The sequence below is a fragment of the Oceanobacter kriegii DSM 6294 genome (genome assembly GCF_000422845.1).
GTDB classification, from domain to species: Bacteria; Pseudomonadota; Gammaproteobacteria; order Pseudomonadales; family Oceanobacteraceae; genus Oceanobacter; species Oceanobacter kriegii.
Genome location: NZ_AUGV01000004.1, coordinates 513,223 through 531,381, shown reverse-complemented (window position 1 = coordinate 531,381; position 18,159 = coordinate 513,223). Strand labels below are relative to the sequence as shown.

19 protein-coding genes are annotated in these 18,159 nt (G+C 56.3%); 14 read left to right on the top strand and 5 right to left on the bottom strand.

The annotated features are described in order from the left end of the window. Positions 1–262: 262 nt before the first annotated feature. The 4 genes from G516_RS0105310 (at position 263) to G516_RS0105295 (ending at position 2,587) form a co-directional block, all read left to right on the top strand. Positions 263–775, top strand: a complete 513-nt coding sequence (locus G516_RS0105310) for a glycoside hydrolase family 108 protein (RefSeq protein WP_028292788.1) — start codon at positions 263–265, stop codon at positions 773–775. Beyond that, positions 772–1,398 (top strand): 3TM-type holin, encoded by a 627-nt coding sequence (locus tag G516_RS23730; protein ID WP_051218956.1) that lies wholly within the window; start codon positions 772–774, stop codon positions 1,396–1,398. The genes G516_RS0105310 and G516_RS23730 overlap by 4 nt, the downstream gene beginning before the upstream one ends. 132 nt (positions 1,399–1,530) lie before the next feature. Further along, positions 1,531–2,139 (top strand): MarC family protein, encoded by a 609-nt coding sequence (locus tag G516_RS0105300; protein WP_028292787.1) that lies wholly within the window; start codon positions 1,531–1,533, stop codon positions 2,137–2,139. A gap of 67 nt (positions 2,140–2,206) precedes the next feature. Beyond that, a complete protein-coding gene (locus G516_RS0105295) occupies positions 2,207–2,587 on the top strand; it encodes a VOC family protein (protein ID WP_028292786.1) in 381 nt (126 codons plus the stop codon). An 11-nt stretch (positions 2,588–2,598) separates the two neighbouring features. Here the strand turns inward: G516_RS0105295 and G516_RS21130 are convergent, their stop codons facing one another. Together G516_RS21130 and G516_RS0105285 are read right to left on the bottom strand one after the other, a co-directional pair. Next, the gene (locus G516_RS21130) at positions 2,599–4,083 is read right to left on the bottom strand and encodes an MFS transporter (RefSeq protein WP_084644870.1); all 1,485 of its coding nucleotides are present in this window, start codon (positions 4,081–4,083) and stop codon (positions 2,599–2,601) included. A 117-nt stretch (positions 4,084–4,200) separates the two neighbouring features. Further along, positions 4,201–5,157: a LysR family transcriptional regulator gene (locus tag G516_RS0105285; RefSeq protein ID WP_245582611.1), complete on the bottom strand. Its 957-nt coding sequence runs from the start codon at positions 5,155–5,157 to the stop codon at positions 4,201–4,203. A gap of 216 nt (positions 5,158–5,373) precedes the next feature. On the opposite strand from G516_RS0105285, the gene G516_RS24595 reads away from it, so the two are divergent. Both G516_RS24595 and G516_RS0105275 read left to right on the top strand, forming a co-directional pair. After that, on the top strand, positions 5,374–5,553 hold the full coding sequence (locus G516_RS24595; RefSeq protein WP_211225061.1) for a hypothetical protein: 180 nt from the start codon (positions 5,374–5,376) through the stop codon (positions 5,551–5,553). Between the two features lie 31 nt (positions 5,554–5,584). Next, positions 5,585–6,637 carry an NAD(P)-dependent alcohol dehydrogenase gene (locus G516_RS0105275; protein ID WP_028292784.1) on the top strand — a complete coding sequence of 351 codons (1,053 nt, stop codon included), beginning with the start codon at positions 5,585–5,587 and terminating at the stop codon, positions 6,635–6,637. A gap of 90 nt (positions 6,638–6,727) precedes the next feature. On the opposite strand, the gene G516_RS0105270 is transcribed toward G516_RS0105275, so the two are convergent. Together G516_RS0105270 and G516_RS21125 are read right to left on the bottom strand one after the other, a co-directional pair. Continuing rightward, a complete protein-coding gene (locus G516_RS0105270; RefSeq protein ID WP_028292783.1) occupies positions 6,728–7,948 on the bottom strand; it encodes a MalY/PatB family protein in 1,221 nt (406 codons plus the stop codon). A gap of 65 nt (positions 7,949–8,013) precedes the next feature. Continuing rightward, positions 8,014–8,490 (bottom strand): hypothetical protein, encoded by a 477-nt coding sequence (locus G516_RS21125; RefSeq protein WP_051218955.1) that lies wholly within the window; start codon positions 8,488–8,490, stop codon positions 8,014–8,016. A gap of 158 nt (positions 8,491–8,648) precedes the next feature. On the opposite strand from G516_RS21125, the gene G516_RS0105260 reads away from it, so the two are divergent. The 5 genes from G516_RS0105260 (at position 8,649) to G516_RS0105240 (ending at position 14,366) form a co-directional block, all read left to right on the top strand. Continuing rightward, positions 8,649–10,301 carry a DUF2868 domain-containing protein gene (locus G516_RS0105260; RefSeq protein ID WP_028292782.1) on the top strand — a complete coding sequence of 551 codons (1,653 nt, stop codon included), beginning with the start codon at positions 8,649–8,651 and terminating at the stop codon, positions 10,299–10,301. Next, positions 10,298–11,809: a GTPase/DUF3482 domain-containing protein gene (locus G516_RS0105255; protein ID WP_051218954.1), complete on the top strand. Its 1,512-nt coding sequence runs from the start codon at positions 10,298–10,300 to the stop codon at positions 11,807–11,809. The genes G516_RS0105260 and G516_RS0105255 overlap by 4 nt, the downstream gene beginning before the upstream one ends. Positions 11,810–12,081: 272 nt before the next feature. Beyond that, complete coding sequence (locus tag G516_RS0105250) at positions 12,082–12,720, top strand: LysE family transporter (RefSeq protein ID WP_028292780.1); 639 nt, start codon at positions 12,082–12,084, stop codon at positions 12,718–12,720. A 337-nt stretch (positions 12,721–13,057) separates the two neighbouring features. Beyond that, entirely contained in the window at positions 13,058–13,624 is a 567-nt protein-coding gene (locus G516_RS23725) for a Spy/CpxP family protein refolding chaperone (protein WP_051218953.1), read from the top strand. Positions 13,625–13,991: 367 nt separating this feature from the next. Next, positions 13,992–14,366 (top strand): hypothetical protein, encoded by a 375-nt coding sequence (locus tag G516_RS0105240; RefSeq protein WP_028292779.1) that lies wholly within the window; start codon positions 13,992–13,994, stop codon positions 14,364–14,366. 192 nt (positions 14,367–14,558) lie between these two features. Here G516_RS0105240 and G516_RS0105235 read toward each other — a convergent pair whose 3' ends face one another. After that, the gene (locus tag G516_RS0105235; RefSeq protein WP_028292778.1) at positions 14,559–15,470 is read right to left on the bottom strand and encodes a LysR family transcriptional regulator; all 912 of its coding nucleotides are present in this window, start codon (positions 15,468–15,470) and stop codon (positions 14,559–14,561) included. 217 nt (positions 15,471–15,687) lie between these two features. Between G516_RS0105235 and G516_RS0105230 the strand changes: the two genes are divergently transcribed. From G516_RS0105230 to G516_RS0105220, 3 genes are all read left to right on the top strand, one after another. Further along, positions 15,688–16,194, top strand: coding sequence for a DoxX family protein (locus tag G516_RS0105230; protein WP_036534471.1), 507 nt, complete (start codon positions 15,688–15,690; stop codon positions 16,192–16,194). Positions 16,195–16,274: 80 nt separating this feature from the next. After that, positions 16,275–17,237: a glutathione S-transferase family protein gene (locus G516_RS0105225; protein WP_036534468.1), complete on the top strand. Its 963-nt coding sequence runs from the start codon at positions 16,275–16,277 to the stop codon at positions 17,235–17,237. A gap of 71 nt (positions 17,238–17,308) precedes the next feature. Continuing rightward, positions 17,309–18,124 (top strand): DODA-type extradiol aromatic ring-opening family dioxygenase, encoded by an 816-nt coding sequence (locus tag G516_RS0105220; protein ID WP_036534465.1) that lies wholly within the window; start codon positions 17,309–17,311, stop codon positions 18,122–18,124. Positions 18,125–18,159: the final 35 nt, after the last annotated feature.

Sequence of the window (18,159 nt, the reverse complement as noted above, 5' to 3'; positions counted from 1 at the left end):
ACTCCCGACTCCCGACTCCCGACTCCCGACTCCCGACTCCCGACTCCCGACTCCCAACTCCCGACCCTCAACCCTCAACCCTCAACCCCGAGCTACAGCGCCTGCCACAGGCCGAGTCATTGCCCCTAAACCGACAAAATGTCGGAATCGTCTTTTATTGGTCCACTTTTGATCTTGCCCAGTCACAAAAAGCTGCCAGACTGACGACTGTTTCACGTTTTGTATGGGTACCTTGCCCACATCCACAAACAGGGAGGTTTCGGTGGCTGATTTTCTGTGCGCCTTCGAGAAGATGATTTTGAATGAAGGCGGTTACACCTTGCATCAGGTCAGCAATGACCGCGGCGGCTTAACCTACGCCGGAATAGCACAAAACTTTCATCCGCAATGGCTAGGGTGGCAACGCCTGAAGCAAGACCCGGATGATCCTGCCATCACCGATCTGGTGCGCGATTTCTATCAACAGCATTACTGGGACAAGCTCGGCGGCGGCGATATAGAAAGCCAGGCCATCGCTGAAAGCCTGTTCGATTTTGGCGTCAATGCTGGCGTTCGTACGGCAGCCAAACTGGCTCAGCTGGTCGTCGGGGCAACACCCGATGGCATCATCGGCCCCAAAAGCATGGCGCAGATTAATCAGGCCCACACCGAGCTGTTCGTCGCCAACTACGCGCTGGCCAAAATTGCCCGCTATGCGGAAATCGTCAACAACAACGACAGCCAGCGCAAATTCCTGCTGGGATGGATCAACCGAACGCTGGAGGGATTGGCATGAGCTTGCTGGGCATTGGTTCCATTATTGAAGGGGTCGGCAAAATTTCCGACAACCTGGTAACCACCGACGAAGAACGTTTGCAGTTGGCCCTGAAAGGGCAAGAACTGGAAGGCAGACTGCTTGAAGGGCAAATGGAAATTAATAAACAGGAGGCGCAAAACCCGAACCTGTTTGTTGCTGGCTGGCGGCCGTTTATTGGCTGGGTTGGCGGTATTGCGCTGGCTTACCAGTTTTTGTTGTACCCGGTTCTGTTGTGGTTCTGGGCCACGTTTCAGGCCACTGGGGTGATTCCTTGCCATTTTGCCAGCGCGCCACTGGTCGAAATCACCCAGGCCGCTGCGGAGGTGGCTAACAGTCAGGCGACCGTGGGTGGCCGAGCGGCAGAAGAGCTGGCCAAGGCGCTGGTACCCGTGACAGAACAGTTGAGCGAATGCACCGTGAAGCCTCCGGCGCCGCTGTCGGGTGAGCTGCTGTTTGCCATCGTCACCAGCATGCTGGGCATTGGCGGTTTACGTTCCTTCGACAAGTTGAAGAAAACCGACACCCGCACCATTGGTAACAAATCAACAGTGGCAACGGCTGCTGACAGTCGTTCACAAGGTCCGCAGCGCGGCGGCCGGTAGGCATGTGAGTTGGACAATTTCTGCATTGTCCAACATCCTCAACAGGCTGCTGAACTGCCTGCGAGCGTGATAGTCTCATGTAATCAAGGCGCTGGACTTATGCCCATCGCCACTTACCTATCAGGGACCTTCATGCTCGACAAATTCTTTCAGGATGGCCTTATTCTGTGGGCCACCATTGATCCCATTGGCACCATGGCACTGTTTGCGGGAATGACCGCGCACATGACCGCCGAAGCCCGACGCAAAACCGCGTTCAAAACCATCTTTTATGCTGGCGGCGTACTGCTGGCGTCCATCATTGTGGGGCAGCTGTTGCTGGGAGCCATGGGCATCCAGCTGGTGTCCTTGCAGCTGGCCGGGGGCATTATTCTGTTCCTGTTTGGCTTGCAGATGATCTTTGGCGATCCTTCCGGCTCCAACGAGTCCAAGGAATCCCGCCACGACATTGCCGTTTTCCCGTTGGCGATTCCTGCAACGGCATCGCCGGGTGCCATTCTGGCGGTGATTCTGTTGACCGATAACTCCCGCTTCCCGATTGCCACTCAGGCCGGTACTGCCGCCGTGCTGATTGCCATTCTGGCGGTTACTTTACTGCTGATGCTGGGAGCAACCCGCATTCTGCGCATTATTGGTGAAGGCGGTGCCAATATTCTGATCAAGGTGATGGGCATGGTGCTGGCGGCGCTGTCTGTTGAGCTGGTGATGGAAGCCCTCGACATGGGACACTGGGGCGCTTGAGTTCTGTCGCAGCAAAGCGCTCTACAGTAACACCCGTAAGAACAACAATACGAAAAGGAACATCATTATGAACGTGAACCGACTGGATCATCTGGTTCTGACTGTCGCCAACATCGATACCACCGTTGAGTTTTACCAGCGTGTGATGGGCATGGAGAAAGTGGTCTTCAAAGGCTCCCGCGTTGCTCTGGCCTATGGCCAGCAGAAAATCAATTTGCACCAGTATGGTCAGGAGTTTGAACCCAAGGCCGGTCGAGTTCAGCCGGGCAGTGCGGATTTGTGTTTTATCATCGACGACAGCCTCGAGCAGGCTGCTGCGCATTTGCAGCAATGCGGTGTTTCGATCGAAGAAGGCCCGGTTGAGCGTACTGGCGCCACCGGACCGATTGTGTCCCTCTACTTCCGCGACCCCGATCAGAACCTGATCGAGGTATCTAACTATGGTTAGTGGTGCTGGTATCAGCCGCGCTTGTTTTGAGTAGTAAGGGACGCTCTCTTAAACCCAAACAGCAGCACGGCAGCAACGATCAGCATGACGAAGCTGCCATCCAGCCCGGCCGCCAACTGGTGCGCCAGTTTATGATGGCCGTCGGGTAAGCCACTGCCAGCGGCAGCAAAGACCACCACCAGAATACTCAGCCCCAATGTGCCACCGAGCTGGTGGGCCACATTCACCACGCCGGAGGCTGCTCCGGCATCCTGCTTGTTTACACCCGATACCCCGGCAATGGTTAGCGGTCCCAATACGGCGCCATTGCCAAGGCCAATCAGCAGCATGGGCAGCGCCAGTCCGCTCCAGTAATCTGAATGCTCGTCCAGCAGCGCCAACCAGCCCATGCCAATCGCCAATACCACGCAGGCCATCAGCGCCACCTGACTGTTACCAAAACGTCGCGTCAGCCGGGGGACCTGGGTGGATGCCACGAAGGTCAGCACGGTAAATGGCAGAAAGGCGAAACCGGCTTCAACCGGGGTAAAGTCCAGCACCCCCTGCATAAACTGGGTGCTGAAAAACAGAAAGCTGACCATTGATCCCAGAAACAGCATACGGGCCAGGTATGCGACCACCCGTTCGCTGCTTTCGAACAAGCGCAAGGGCAGCAAGGGATGATGGTGATTGGCTTCGATCACTACGAACAGGCTCAGCAGTAGCAGTGCGGCGGTCAGCGCGATCAGCGTATAGATGTCGCCCCAGCCGGCGGTGGAAGAGTGCACAATGGCAAACACCAGAGCGCTCATTCCCAGTGTTGAGGTAACCGCACCGCCCAGATCGAAGGTGCCATCGTGGGTGTCGGTCTCATCCAGCACTTTCCAGGCGGCCAGTATCAGCAGCAAGCCAAACGGCGCATTGATGAAAAAGCCCACCCGCCAGCTTAACCATCCAGCCAACAGACCTCCCAGTACCAGCCCCAAACTGGAACCAATACCGGCGGTAGCCGCGTACCAGGCCAGCGCTTTGACGCGCTGTGGACCTTCCGGAAAATACACCGACAGCAGTGCCAGTGTGGCCGGTGCCAGAATGGCGGCTCCGGCTCCCTGAACGGCACGGCCAATCAGCATCATGGCGGGGGAGCTGGCCATGCCAATCACCAAGGAAGACAACGCGAACAGCGTCAATCCAATCATCAGCATGCGACGTCGGCCCAACAGGTCACCACTGCGCGCGCCAAGCAGCAGCAGGCTGCCAAAGGCGAGGGTATAGATGTTTTGCACCCACGACAGGGTGGTGGATGAAAACCCCAGGTCTTGCTGAATCTCCGGCAAGCCGGTGATAACAATGGATATATCGACGATGATCAGCAAATAGCACGACAACACAATTGCCAGCACCGCAGCCGCGCTGGAGGAGTCAGGGCTGGAATGTGCCGGGCTGTTCTGCGTCGTGGAGTCAGGATCAGTGGCGACAGTCGTTGCGTCGGTTGATGAAGAGCGGGAATGGTTCACGATGGTGCTCCGGTAAAACGTCGGAACACCAGCATGAGGGCTTTGGACTGATCAATAAATCGGGGTATTTGGAGAGGGTTTAGAAGTTTTATTCATGATTGAGCCAGTGGGACACGCTCACTCAAAGATCATCGGGTGCAACTCGGGGCTATATCGCAAGGCTTCAGCCACCAGTTTGAACGCTGGCGACGCCTCTCGCCGGTTAGGGTAATACAGGTACAGACCAGCAAACGACGGTGTCCAGTCTTCCAATACGGTGATCAGATCGCCGCGTTTTACATGCGGCGCCAGTGACTCCTGCGGCATAAAGGCAAAGCCAAAGCCATCCAGTGCTGCCTGAATGATGTGGTCGACATTGGTAAAGGTCACCTGTCCGGACACTTGCAGCTTCAGCTCTCGGCCATCTTTTTCAAATTCCCAGGCGTAGTTGCCGCCAAAGGTTGGCAGCCGGATATTGATGCACTGATGCTCCAGCAGCTCTTGCGGTACCAGCGGCAGCGACTTGCCTTTCAGGTAGTCTGGGCTGGCGGCAACCAGCATACGGGCCTTGGGCATAATCGGGATGGCGATCATGTCCTGTTCCAACTGCTCGCCCAGCCGTACCCCGGCATCGAGTCGCTCTTCGACGATGTTGGTGAGCCCGTAGTCGATGCGAACCTCCAGTTGAATGTCCGGGTATTCCCGTAGCAGGGGTTTAAGCCGTGGCCAGATGTATTGCTCGGCAGCGTGGTCAGAACAGGAAAGTCGCACCATGCCCGCAGGCTTGTCGCGCATTTCTGTCAGGGCTGCCAGCTCGGCATCAATGTCTTCAAACTTGATTGCCACCCGGTCAATCAGCCGCTGACCGGCATCGGTCGGTGACACGCTGCGGGTGGTGCGGGTTAGCAAGCGGATGCCCAAACGTTTTTCCAGGCCACGAATGGTGTGGCTCAGTGCCGACTGCGAAAGCCCCATTTCGTTGGCGGCCTTGGTGAAGCTGCGATGACGGGCCACCGCGATAAAGGCTTGCAGTTCAGAATATTGGTCACGGGCCATGGCAAATTCCTGACGTTGGTCGGTATGAGTATTGGGCAAATCTGGTGCCGGTTACGCCGACGCCTGTGGTTTCACCACAGTGTACCGTCAGGTTTCATGATTGTTGCTCATTAATCCTATCTAATTATCCGGACTAATCGCGGGTTTATACGCTTGTTAGAGTGGCGCTATTCCGTCTCAACGCTGGAGTTAATCCATGTCTAATGTTTCCAATTCTGCTGTTTCTCATCCTGATGCATCCAGGCCACTGTACCTGTGACAACACTGAACAATGGCGTTGAAATGCCGATGCTGGGCTTTGGCGTGTCTCAGATTGCAGAAGCTACCGATGACATGGCCGCCATTGCGGCTTTGGAGTCCGGGGCTAGTCTGTTCTTTGATCACCGCGACCCGGAGCGCGTGCAGTGGTTGAAAACACTGACGGTCAGCCAATAAATATCACCCATCCAAACGGGAGACATTCGTTATGAAAACCCTGGGATATGCAGCCCAAACCCCAACCAGTCCTTTGGCGCCATATGAGTTTGAACGTCGTGAGCCCAACGTCGGAGATGTCGCCATCGATATTCTCTACTGCGGCGTCTGTCACTCCGACTTGCACACCGCTCGCAACGACTGGGGCTGGAGTCTGTACCCATCGGTACCGGGCCATGAAATTGTTGGCCGGGTGCGTGCGGTGGGTGCCAATGTCAGCAAATACAAGGTCGGCGATCACGTCGCCGTCGGCTGTATGGTGGATTCCTGTCAGACCTGCTCCCATTGCCATGCGGGTGAAGAACAGTACTGCGGCGAACGGGTTGATACCTACAACGGCCCGGACAAGCACCTGAAAACCCATACCCTGGGGGGCTACTCCCAGCATGTGGTGGTGCGCGAAGAGTTTGTAATGAAAGTGCCGGAGACCCTCGACCTGGCCAAGGTCGCGCCACTGGTCTGTGCAGGCATTACCACTTATTCACCACTGCGTACCTGGAACGTAGGCCCGGGCAGCAAGGTTGCTGTGGTTGGCCTTGGTGGTCTGGGTCATATGGCGGTGAAACTGGCAGCTGCCATGGGTGCCCACGTGACGGTACTGAGCCGCACCGCCGACAAGGCCAAGGACGTCGCCGCGCTGGGTGGTGATGCCTTGTTGGTCAGTAGCGATGCTAACGCCATGAAGGCCGCGGCCAACCAGTTCGAGCTGATCATCGATACCGTGCCGGTAAAACACGACATCAACCCGTACATGCCGCTGCTGCAAACCGACGGTACCCTGGTGATGGTCGGTCAGGTTGGCGCGATGCCGGAATTCAGCTCTGTGCCACTGATTCTCGGTCGCCGTCGCATTGCTGGCTCCTTGATTGGCGGTATTCGTGAAACCCAGGAGTTGCTCGACTTCTGCGGCAAAACCGGCGTCTTGCCGGAGTGTGAAATGATCAGGATGGAAGAGATCAACGAAGCCTACGAGCGGATGGAGAAATCCGACGTGCGTTACCGCTTTGTGATCGATATGGCATCGCTGAAAGACGACGCAGCGTGATTTGAATAGCCATTAAAAACGCCCGCATTATGCGGGCGTTTTTGTGTCTATTGCTCGTACGACTATTGCTAGTACGGTGTAGGAGGGAATTTATTCCCGAAGCGGCTTCAGCACCCGGAACATCCGCTGCAATCCCTCGTCCAGCACACTGCGTGGGCAGGCAAAATTCAGCCGAATAAAGTGGTTCTGCTGGTCGCCATGAGCGCCGCTGAACGGCAGAAAGCCCATGCCGCTGCTGATGCGTAATTCGCCTTCCTGCAACAGTTTTTTGGCCAGCTCATCGCCGTTGAGGCCAAGCGCCGAACAGTCGATCCAGGCCAGGTAAGTCGCTTGCTGCGGATATACCGTTATCTCTGGCAAGTGCGTTGCCAGCTGCTCCTGAATGTACTGATAGTTGTCCTGTAAATAGTCGCGCAGGGCGTCCAACCAAGCCTCACCCTCATTGTAAGCGGCGATCAGTCCTTCAACGCCAAACGGGTTCACCCCTTGCAGTTCGTGGGCAAACAGCGCCTTTTGAACCTTGCTGCGTAAGCGACGGTTAGCAATGACGATATTGGCTATTTGCAGCCCGGCCAGGTTAAAGGTCTTGCTGGGTGAGCTGAGAGTAATGCAGCTGTCCTTGAACTCTGGCGTCAGGGTGGCAAACGGCGTGTGCGTCAGCCCCGGGAACATCAGGTCGCAATGAATTTCATCGCTGACCACGGTAACGCCATGCTTGGCACAAATCTCACCCATGCGGATCAGCTCATGGATGCTCCACACCCGACCGGATGGATTGTGCGGGTGGCACAGCAAAAACACCCTGGTGGTCGGCAATGCGGCTTGTTGTTCAAATTGCTCGAAGTCGATCTGGTACACGCCTTGTGCATCGGCGACCAGCGGCGATTCAACAATGTCACAGCCCATGCGGCGAATGGACGAAAAGAAGCAATGGTAAACCGGCGTTTGCACCATCACGCCGACGTGGCTGCTGGCGTCTTCCGTGAAGGCTTTCAAAATCGCAGACACCGCTGGCACGATGCCAATGGTCGGCAAAATCCAGTCACGTTCAATGGGAAAGTTGTGGCGGCGGCTGAACCAGTTATTCACCGCGTCGAAGTATTCGTCGCGAACCCAGGTGTAACCAAATACACCGTGCGCCACCCGCTGTTGCAATGCTTGTAACACCGGCTCCGGTGCCTTGAAGTCCATATCGGCAACAAACATCGGCAAGGTGTCGGCAGACGGATTGGAGTCCCACTTGAAGCACCCTGAGCCACGGCGCTCAATGGGGCTATCGAAGTCAAAAGGGGAGGGAGAAGCAGCGGTCATAAGCCAGACATCCTGAGCGTTAAAAGCACGACACTAACGCTCAGGCAGGGCTGTGTTCAACCCCGTTAGCGGCGCTCGCTGTGGACCTTGGAGGGCAACGGCATAAAGGCATTGGGGAATATTTCCGGGCGACGCCAGGCGGTGTACCACAAGGCCACAAAAATGGACGCGCAGAGGGCTTCGTTCAACATCCAGTTAGCGTTCCAGATGGTCCATTCCGGGTTGGCAAAAAACATCGCCAGTTTCAGGCCGCTGAAGGCAATCTCAACCACCGTCACCAACAAGGCAGCGGTCAGCGCATAGGACTTGTGTTGCATCAGCGACCAGCCCAGCCAGAAATGCACCGCAGGCCAAAGGTCCCACTGCACGTGCGTCAGTACTGGTTGCTGGTAGGCCAGCGCAAAGGAAATGGGAAACAGGTATTTGATGAATACCGTTGCCACGGCAGCAAACATCAACGAATAGCACAGAAAATCGTACCAGCGGCTGGGTTCGCCTTCTGGCTGGAAACCTGGAGCGTGTCCTGATTCGGCATGGGCCATGATCGTGATCCTCACGAATGATTTCTGTCCTTGGATGCCATGGCGTCGGTTAAGCTCCCGCCCAACGATTGTAATTTGCTATTGCGGTTTTAAGTATCTTGTATGACTCGGTACTGCGCCGTTACTCTTGGGTTTTCTGTTTTACATCAGGTTTTCTCTTGCACCCGTCATCCCCGAAGGATTCCACCGATACCACGACTGCCAGGGCGTCTGACCACAGGCGCTGGACGCTGGCCGACCTGGTTCGATTTGAACAACTGCGCCTGCAAGACCAGAGCAGCAGCCAAAGCGATGCTGAACTGGCCCAACGCGACCGCGATATTTACCAGCGGGCAGCCGAGCCCAAGCGTCGTGCTCTTGTGTATCGGTTTTGGCTAAGCGAGCGACTGCGACAACAGCCATTGGCGACCGACGGCGGCGATATTCTGGAACACAGCAGTCGTACTGCCGGTCTGATCATGTTGCTGATTGGTTTGCTATCCGGCGCGGGTCTGGCCAGTTCGGCGATGTTTTACGACGGTTCAGTGCCGGTTAACGTGGCCCTGTTTCTGGCTCTGCTGGTACTACCGCAGTTGCTGTTGCTGGTGGGCTTATTGTTCACGCTGGTGGCCGCGGCCATGGGCCAGAACGTATTTGCCCGCTGGTATCAGCCTTTGGCACTGCTGGCCCAGAGCGTGTGGCGTAAATGCTGGAAGCTGGCGTCCCGTCATTTGAGTGGCTTGTCTGCGCTTGCTTCGGGCAAAGCGACCGATGCGCCTGCAAACGCCGGTTCTGACGGCAGCCGCGAATCCCGTGACGACGCGGCCATCAAAACACAGCTGATGCAGCAAATGCTGCAACGCTACAAACCGCTGATGCTGAACCGCGTGATGCGGTTATTTCAGACCTTCGGCATGGGTTTTAACCTGGGTGCTTTGGCCTGTGTGCTGGTGTTGCTGGCGGTTACCGACCGTGCCTTTGGCTGGCAAAGCTCACTGACCGCGTCGGCCGATACCGTGCATGCACTGGTGCAATGGTTGGCGACGCCGTGGAGTTGGTGGCTGGGCGAAGGCAGCGGTTATCCGTCGTTGGCCCAGATTGCCAGCACCCGCATTCAGCTGGGCAGTGAGGTTGCTGACTTCGCCGCCGACGACTTCCGTACCTGGTGGCCGTTTATGGTGCTCAGCGTTCTGGTTTACGGCTTGTTGCCACGGCTATTGGTCTGGGGCTGGGCAGTGGTTCAGGAAGCCCGCTGGCTGCGCCAACCGGCTTTTGATGGTTACCACGATCAGGCTCTGTGGCGTCGTATGCAATCGGTGGATTTTTCCAGTCACAGTCAGCCGAGCCAACACACTGGCGAGCAAGCCGATAGCCACACGCCACTGGCAACCATGACGGACATCACCAGCACGGAACCGGCGGCGTTGCGGCTGTGGGTGCTGGAGGAAACGCTGCAACGCTATCCTGCTGAGGCATTGAGTCACTGGCTCCAGCAAGCGTCGGGCAGTGCGCTTGAGATCAGCCCGCTGCAACGCTTGCAACAGGCGCAAGTCCCAGCCGGACAGGACGTTTGGCTGGTACTGGAAGGCTGGCAGCCACCGATTGAAGAAACCTTGCAACAGTTGAAGGTACTGGCCGAGCAGCTGCAGGCTCACAACACCGACGCCAAACAACTGCACCTGGTGCTGTTGGGCAAACCCCAGCGGCAAGCGGATGCTGATACGGTCAGCAAGCCACTTACTGCGCGGTTGGCGGAAGTGTGGCGCAAGAAACTCGACCTGTTGCAGTGCCACAATATGTTGCTGCACGTGGATGTGGGAGACAGCCAATGACGACCGTGTTTAACGCTATGGCTCGTTCCTCGAAAGCCAATGGCGGGCACCCTTTGATCGCTGTGATTGGCCACCCGAACGAAGGCAAGTCGTCGGTGTTGTCGACCCTCACCGAAGACGACAGCGTAGTGGTGAACGACTATCCCGGTGAAACCACTCACTGCCAGTATTTCCCTGTGAATCTGGCCGGCGAAACCGTGCTGGAGCTGGTGGACACCCCGGGGTTTCAGAACCCTCAGCGTATTCTCGACTGGATGCGTGACAGCGGCAAAACCGACGATGAGCTACTGCGCGCTTGTCTGGATACTTTTGAAAACGACCCCGTGTTCCACCACGATTGCCAGTTGCTGCAACCACTGGCCGACGGCGCTGCGGTGATATACGTGGTCGATTGTTCACGGCCTTTGCTGGCGGTGGATCAGGCTGAAATGGAAATCCTGCGCCTGGTAAACAAACCGCGGATGGCGGTGATCAACTTCAAGGATAACGACCGCGACTACTTGCCGGACTGGGAACAAGCCTTTCGTCGTCACTTTAACGTTATTCGGGAATTCAACGCCCATCAGGCGCGTTTTCCGGAACGGCTGGCTTTACTGGAAACCCTCAAGGCGATTCAGCAAAGCTGGGAGCCGCAGCTCAACAAGGCGATTGCCGCGTTTGAGCACAACTGGCAACAGCGCCGTCAGCAAGTGGCTGAGCAGATACTCGACTACCTGGAATTTGCGTTGCAGCTGACCATTGAGCAAAAAGTATCGGCATCGGGTTTGAGTGGTTCTGGTTCAGGCGGCTCTGGCAGCTCTGGTTTAAGCGGGCTGGGCGGCTTGTTAGGCAGCACGTCGCAGGCTCAGAAAGCCAGCAATGAACAAGCAACCGAGCAAGCGTTAGGGCACTATCAAAAAGCCATTGCCGAGCGCGAGCAGAGCCTGTTTGGCAGCATTCGACAGCTGTATTTGCACAATCACTTCAACCTGACCTTACCCGCCCAATCGGTGCTGCATCAGGACCTGTTTGCAGAAACCACCTGGGAGGTGCTGGGTTTAACCCGCAAGCAGGTGTTGTTGGCAGCCGCCGGTATGGGCGCTGGGGTGGGGGTGACTCTGGAAGCCGCCGTAGGTGGTTTGTCGGCCGGTTTGTTTGCCACCGCAGGGGCTTTGATTGGCGGCGGCAGTGCCTGGTTTTTGGGCGCGGAACTGACCCGGGTGAAGATCAAGGCTATTCCGCTGGGTGGCGCCCGGGTAACGGTTGGGCCCAGTAAAAACCCTCAGTTCCCGGTGGTATTGCTCGACAGGGCGTTGCTGTTTTACCGCGAAATTGCCAGCCACTCCCACGGTAACCGCACCGATACCGTCGCTGATGCGGGCAATCAAAGCGTGTTGCGAGACGTTGCGTCCGAGCAACAGCGTCAGTTATTGAAACTCGCCAATACCCTCGCGGAAGGCAAAGCCACGGATAAAGACCGCGAGGCCTTGGCAAGCCTGATTCTGAGCTGGTTGGAACAGCTGGTGTAACCAGTTACCAGTCTGTGTTTGTTGGTAGTAAGTGGATGTTGGTTTGCGGGGCGGTGTTTGATGCACTTGTCCCGACACCCGACACCCGACACCCGACACCCGACACCCGACACCCGACACCCGACACCCGACACCCGACATCCGACACCGAAACTGTACTGCTCCTTTTACCGCTCTCTGACTCTGTTTCCCTTCACCACGAAATCCAATAATAGCGTCGTCAAAAATAGTATCCGGGTTTGGCCATCGGGCCGGGCCCGCAGGAGTTGTGTATGTCGTTGGAAACCTGGCTGGCGTTTTTTGCCGCTTGTTGGATCATCAGTATTTCTCCCGGTGCTGGCGCAGTGGCGTCCATGGCCAGTGGCATGAAGTACGGCTTTCCTTATGGCTACTGGAACGTCATTGGTTTGCAGGCCGCGCTGGCGTTGCAGATTCTGATTGTTGCCGCCGGTGTGGGCGCGGTGCTGGCGGCGTCTGAAACCGCCTTTGCCGTCATCAAATGGTTTGGTGTGCTGTATCTGTTGTTTTTGGCGTGGCAGCAGTGGCGCTCGGTGGCAACCGATATGGAAGCCGAAGCGCGGGAATTTGAAGGCGGCAAGCGGCGTGAGTCGCCACAGGTGCTGATCTTCAAAGGCTTTCTGGTCAACATCAGCAACCCCAAGGCGATTGTGTTTATGCTGGCGGTGCTGCCGCAGTTTATTAACCCGGCCAACGAGCTGATGCCACAGTATGGCCTGATGATGGTGACCATGATTGCGGTCGATATGATTGTGATGCTGGGCTACACCGGACTGGCGGCCAAAGTGCTGCGTTACCTGAAATCGCCACGTCAGCAGAAGCTGATGAACCGGGGTTTTGCCGGTATGTTTGTTGGCGCTGCTACGCTTTTGTCAACCGTTAACCGGCACTGAAGCGTTTCAAGTCGCCAATCGGTTTACGTTATCTTCACCTTTCTTTGCAGCAGGTTAACCGCGTCTTAACGGCCTGCAGGCCAATCTATCCCTGTCCTCGCCCGGAAACGCCGGGCGAAAAAACAACAGCGAGTCTGAATCAGGGCAACACAGTGTTCCCTGCTTGTGACAATCTGGGATTGGCAAATCCGGTATCGGGATTGCGCATGGGCAAATACCAAACAGGCTTTCGGTAGCCGGTTTAGTAATCATCCAGTCGTAAAAATGCCTTCCAACACTCGCCAGAGACGCTGGTATTGCCAGCAATTTCTCCCCGGACGGGGAACAAGGAGACGCCATGAACAAGTTGAATTCCAAAATGATTGCGGCTGGCCTGATGGCTGTGTGTTTGTCAGCGACCGCCGTTAGTGCCAACGCTGAAAGCTCCGATAAAAGCGCCAAGCGCGATGGCAAGCAGCACGAACTGCGTGTGAAAGGCGACGACCGTCGTGACGGCGGCTTCAAGCGTATGGGCCGTGACGAGCGTGGCGAAAAAGGCGCTCGTGGTTTTGGTCCTCGTGGTATGGATCTGGGCTTCCGTCAGCTGGAGCTGACCGATGAGCAGCAAGACAAACTGACCGCCATCCGCGACAAGGCGCGCAAGGACGACTGGGCCATCCGTGGCGACATGATGGACGTGAACAACAAGATTCGCGATCTGTACCGTGCCGACAAGTTCGACAGCAAGGCGCTGAACAAAGCCTTCGCCGAGCTGGCTGAGCTGCAGAAAAAGGTCTTCCTGGTAGAAACGTCTGCGCGTCTGAACGCCCTGGACCTGTTGACCGACGAACAGCGTAAGGAATTGCGTGAAGACCGCCCGGGCCGTAAGGACGGTAAGCGCTCTGATGACAAGCGTCGTTCTTGAGCCGCAAAACAATCCGCTTGAGCGCCGGCTCTGAGCTGGTTTGAAAGCTGGGTTAAAAGCTGGCTTGAAAGCAGGATGAGAGAACCCGAAGGAGGCCATTGTGCCTCCTTTTTTGTTGGTCTTTGGGAGGTAGTTTGCTGCCAGTCGGGTATTCGCCAAGGCCTCTCGGAATCCTCTAAAAACGTCAAAACGGGCCATGTACTGGCGGGTTTCTGAAAAGTTCCGCTGCTATTGTCCTTATTTTGTTGTTAATCAGTCCATGAAAGACGTCTTAATGCATCGCTAATGGGATTGTACAGTTTGCTCAATGACGCGATTTCTGCTTCATCGCGTTTTCAAACTGATTCCATTCAAGAGGAAAGACGACATGAGCACTATTAACAAAACTATTCTGGCTGGCGCACTGGCATCCGTATTCACTCTGGGCAGTGCTGCAAGCATGGCAGAGACTCATCAGTGGGTTGATCTGCCAACCAAAGTGGTTGCTTCCGGTTCCACCGACAACATTCACTGGGCCGAGCGTCCAGCCGATGTAAACCACGCCCAGCAGCCAACTCGTCACCTGACGCTGAGCTCTCCACTGCTGAAAGCGCTGGAAACCCTGTCTCTGAGCGATGCCCAGGAACAGCGTCTGGAGTCCATCAACTTCAAGAGCACCCAGCAGGCTGAACAGGAAGCGGTTGCCATGCTGACTGATAGCCAGCGTGATCAGCTGAACATGATGATGCGTACCATGTACTGATCGGGTTTGGTCATCGGTTCGCTGTTACCAGATTCAGGGACAAGCGATGACCACCCCCTCCCGACAGCCTCGTCGTTGTATGAATGGAAGGCTGCCAGGGACCTTGATGCCGGACAAGCGCGCTTGTCCGGCATTGTTGTTTTTAGCATGCTGTGCACTTTGGGGGTTCTGACTGCGTGAGGGAAACCTGCGTTACCCGTTGCTGTAGGCATCCCAGTAGGGCACTTCGCCGTAGTAAGTGCTGAGGAAATCGATAAACCGGCGTACCTTGCTGGCCAAAAACTGGCGATGGGCATAAACCGCGTACAGGTTCATTGGCTCGGGTTCCTGATCCGCCAACAATACTTCCAGTTTTCCTTCCGCGATGGCTTTGCCACAAATAAAGCTCGGCTGCACGGCAATACCGGCTCCGGCGATGGCGGCCTGAACCAGAATATCGCCGTTGTTGCTGACCAGATCGGCGTGCTGGTGGCGACCGGCAAACAGCTCGGCATGCTGGGCGGTGCCGGTGTCGGCATCCATATAGCTGTATCTGAGGTAGCGGTGTTGCCGCAGTTGTTGCAGGGTTTGCGGACGGCCATGCTGATCCAGATACGCCGGAGAAGCGCAGGTGACCAGTCGAACCGGGGCAATGCGGCGAGCAATCAGCGAGCTGTTTTTCAGGTGGCCAATCCGCAAGGCCACATCGAAGCCTTCCTGTACAATGTCCACCTTGCGGTCGTTCAACTGCACATCAATGCTGACGTTGGGGTTTTCGCTCTGGAAGTCACACAACAGTGGGGCCAGATGCTGGGTTGCAAACGACACCGGCGCAGTGATTTTCAGAGTACCCTGGGCACCGTCTTGCCAGTCGTCGAGCTGGTTTTCCAGATCGTCCATGTCGTCCAGCAGTTGCTGGGCGCGTTCAAAGTAGCGACTGCCTGCTTCGGTAAGGTGCACCTTGCGGGTCGTGCGGTTCAGTAGTCGTACGCCCAGCCGCTGTTCCAGCTGCGATACGTACTTGCTGACCAATTGTGGCGACATTTCCAGCCGTTCGGCGGCTCGGCTGAAGGCACCTTCATTGACCACCGTAATAAAGGTGCGCATGGCGTCAATTCTGTCCATAGCGGTTCTCTTTGCCGTAACTCGTTATAGGAAGCCACACGGGTGGCGTTATCAGGGCGCTACTGTAGCGACTAAATCGTGCCACTAATATCAACATTATGTTTATAAAGAAGCAATGAAAGTGCTCTTACTGACTCTATAAGGCGATAGTAAAGTGGTCTCATCTTCCGGAGACAACCGGAAACCCAACTTCCTTCTCGGTTATGAGGACACTGATATGAGCACTTCTTCTTCAAACTTCCTGGCTTCTGTATTCCGCAGCAACGCGGGTCTGGCGGCGCTGATTCTGCGCGTACCGGTTGGCATTGTGCTGGCGGCCCACGGCTCCCAAAAACTGTTTGGCTGGTTTGGTGGTTATGGCCTTGAAGGTACGGGTCAGTGGATGGCCAGCATTGGTCTGGAGCCGGGTTACCTGATGGCCTTGTTGGCGGGCAGTGCCGAGTTCTTTGGTGGTCTGGCGCTGGTACTGGGTCTGCTGACCCGTCCGGCAGCGCTGGTGACGGCATTCACCATGGTGGTCGCTATCTTCAGCACCCACATCAGCCACGGTTTGTTCCTCAGCAACGGCGGTTATGAATACGCACTCAGCCTGCTGGCGGTAACGGTCGCTCTGGCGGTGCAGGGTGCAGGCAAGCTGGCGCTCGACAATGTGATTTTCAGCGCCTTGCAGCAAGACAACTCGCTGCGCGACAACCTCGCAGATGCCGCCAAAGCAGCACACTGATTCTTTATTGAACGCCGCAACGGCCGCCAATGCTGAATCAGCTGAGGCGGCTTTCATCATGCAACAGCAGGAGCACTATCATGTTGGTTAATGGGCAATGGCAGCAAGATTGGCAGCCGGTACAGAGCAAGGACGGCGAAGGACGCTTTATTCGTCAGACCTCGTCGTTTCGACACTGGATTACTCCGGATGGCAGCGCCGGCCCCACCGGTGACGCCGGTTTCAAGGCCGAGCCGGGCAGGTACCACCTGTACGTCGCCTACATTTGTCCCTGGGCATCCAGAACCCTGATGGTGCGAGCGCTGAAAGGCCTGCAAGAGATGATTTCTGTCTCGGTGGTGAATCCGGTATTGACCGATCAGGGCTGGCAGTTTGCTGTCGATGACAGCAGCCAGTTTCCGGGCAGCAGCGCCGATCCGTTGCATAACAGCCGTTATATGCACGAGCTGTATACCCGTGCCGACCCGAGCTTTACCGGCCGGGCTACCGTCCCTGTGCTGTGGGACAAGCAAACCGACCGCATGGTGAGCAACGAGTCCGCCGACATCATCCGTATGTTGAACACTGCCTTTGTGAACTTCACCAGTGAAGGTCCGGATTTGTATCCGCAGGCACTGGCGGCAGAGATTGATGCCTTGAACGACTGGATTTATCCGAACTTCAACAACGGCGTTTATCAGGCGGGATTTGCCAGCAGCCAGCAAGCCTATGAAGAAGCCTATGGCAACGTATTCAACGCCATGGACCGGCTCGAACAGCAGTTGGCCGATGGCCGTTCCTACTTGCTGGGCGAGCAGCTGACCGAGGCGGATATTCGTCTGTTTGTTACTCTGGTGCGGTTCGACGCAGCCTACTACGGCCTGTTTAAAACCAACCGCCACCGTGTGTTGGATATGCCGAAACTGCACGCGTATATGAAACGCATTCTGGCCTTGCCGGGTATTGCCGAGACCGTGCGTATTGACCATATCAAGGCTGGTTATTACTCCATCAAGGCGCTGAACCCGGGTGGCATCGTGCCGGTTGGTCCGGATGTGCTTTGAGTTAGCCAAGCATATTCACTTAGTTACCCAAGAATAAAGAGAACACCGTGAACGCAACTGTAGGTAATACCATGAAGGACAGACAAAGCCTGTTTATCTCCCATGGTGGCGGCCCGATGCCGCTGCTGGGTGATCCGGGTCACCGTGAAATGGTGCAGCGGCTGAATGAGATCACGGCCGATATCCAACGCCCGGATGCCATTCTGGTGATCAGCGCCCACTGGGAAGAAGCCGTGGCAACGGTCACTACCGCGGCCCAGCCAGAGTTGATTTACGACTACTACGGCTTTCCGCCGGAGTCGTACAACATCCGTTACCCGGCCCCGGGCCACCCAACCCTGGCTAACAAGGTGATTGCGGCCTTGCAGAACAATGGCATTGCCGTGCAGGGGACGGAAAAACGCGGCTACGACCATGGCATGTTTGTGCCGTTGAAAATCATGTACCCAGAGGCCGACATTCCGGTGGTGCAGTTATCGCTGGTGAAAGGCCTCGACCCACAGCAACACCTGGCGATTGGCGAGGCGCTGCAACAGCTGGAATTCGACAACCTGCTGGTACTGGGTTCCGGCTTTTCGTTTCACAACATGCGGGCGTTTTTTGCCCCCAATACGCCGGACATTCGGGCTCGCAATCTGGCATTTGAAGAGTGGTTGTTGGAAACCTGTTCCAGCCAGCAGCTGACCGAAGCCCAGCGCAGCGAACGCTTTAATCACTGGGCAGCGGCTCCGCATGCGCGCTTTTGTCATCCGCGAGAAGAGCATCTGATTCCGCTGCATGTGTGTTATGGCGTGGCTGGTAAGCCGGTGGATAAATACTGGAGTGCGGAAGTGCTGAACAAGCAATCCGGTATGTTTTACTGGAAGTTGGGGTCCCCTGAGACCTGACTGACCTGTGCTACTGGCTGAGGGTAATCAGACAG

What these genes read in the sequence shown, in the direction of transcription:
- G516_RS0105275 (WP_028292784.1), top strand. Translation starts at nt 5,585, where the DNA reads ATGAAAACCCTGGGATATGCAGCCCAAACCCCAACCAGTCCTTTGGCG.
- G516_RS0105300 (WP_028292787.1), top strand. Translation starts at nt 1,531, where the DNA reads ATGCTCGACAAATTCTTTCAGGATGGCCTTATTCTGTGGGCCACCATT.
- G516_RS0105270 (WP_028292783.1), bottom strand. Translation starts at nt 7,948, where the DNA reads ATGACCGCTGCTTCTCCCTCCCCTTTTGACTTCGATAGCCCCATTGAG.
- G516_RS0105255 (WP_051218954.1), top strand. Translation starts at nt 10,298, where the DNA reads ATGACGACCGTGTTTAACGCTATGGCTCGTTCCTCGAAAGCCAATGGC.
- G516_RS0105220 (WP_036534465.1), top strand. Translation starts at nt 17,309, where the DNA reads ATGAAGGACAGACAAAGCCTGTTTATCTCCCATGGTGGCGGCCCGATG.
- G516_RS21125 (WP_051218955.1), bottom strand. Translation starts at nt 8,490, where the DNA reads ATGGCCCATGCCGAATCAGGACACGCTCCAGGTTTCCAGCCAGAAGGC.
- G516_RS0105230 (WP_036534471.1), top strand. Translation starts at nt 15,688, where the DNA reads ATGAGCACTTCTTCTTCAAACTTCCTGGCTTCTGTATTCCGCAGCAAC.
- G516_RS23725 (WP_051218953.1), top strand. Translation starts at nt 13,058, where the DNA reads ATGAACAAGTTGAATTCCAAAATGATTGCGGCTGGCCTGATGGCTGTG.
- G516_RS0105295 (WP_028292786.1), top strand. Translation starts at nt 2,207, where the DNA reads ATGAACGTGAACCGACTGGATCATCTGGTTCTGACTGTCGCCAACATC.
- G516_RS0105225 (WP_036534468.1), top strand. Translation starts at nt 16,275, where the DNA reads ATGTTGGTTAATGGGCAATGGCAGCAAGATTGGCAGCCGGTACAGAGC.
- G516_RS0105235 (WP_028292778.1), bottom strand. Translation starts at nt 15,470, where the DNA reads ATGGACAGAATTGACGCCATGCGCACCTTTATTACGGTGGTCAATGAA.
- G516_RS0105250 (WP_028292780.1), top strand. Translation starts at nt 12,082, where the DNA reads ATGTCGTTGGAAACCTGGCTGGCGTTTTTTGCCGCTTGTTGGATCATC.
- G516_RS0105240 (WP_028292779.1), top strand. Translation starts at nt 13,992, where the DNA reads ATGAGCACTATTAACAAAACTATTCTGGCTGGCGCACTGGCATCCGTA.
- G516_RS23730 (WP_051218956.1), top strand. Translation starts at nt 772, where the DNA reads ATGAGCTTGCTGGGCATTGGTTCCATTATTGAAGGGGTCGGCAAAATT.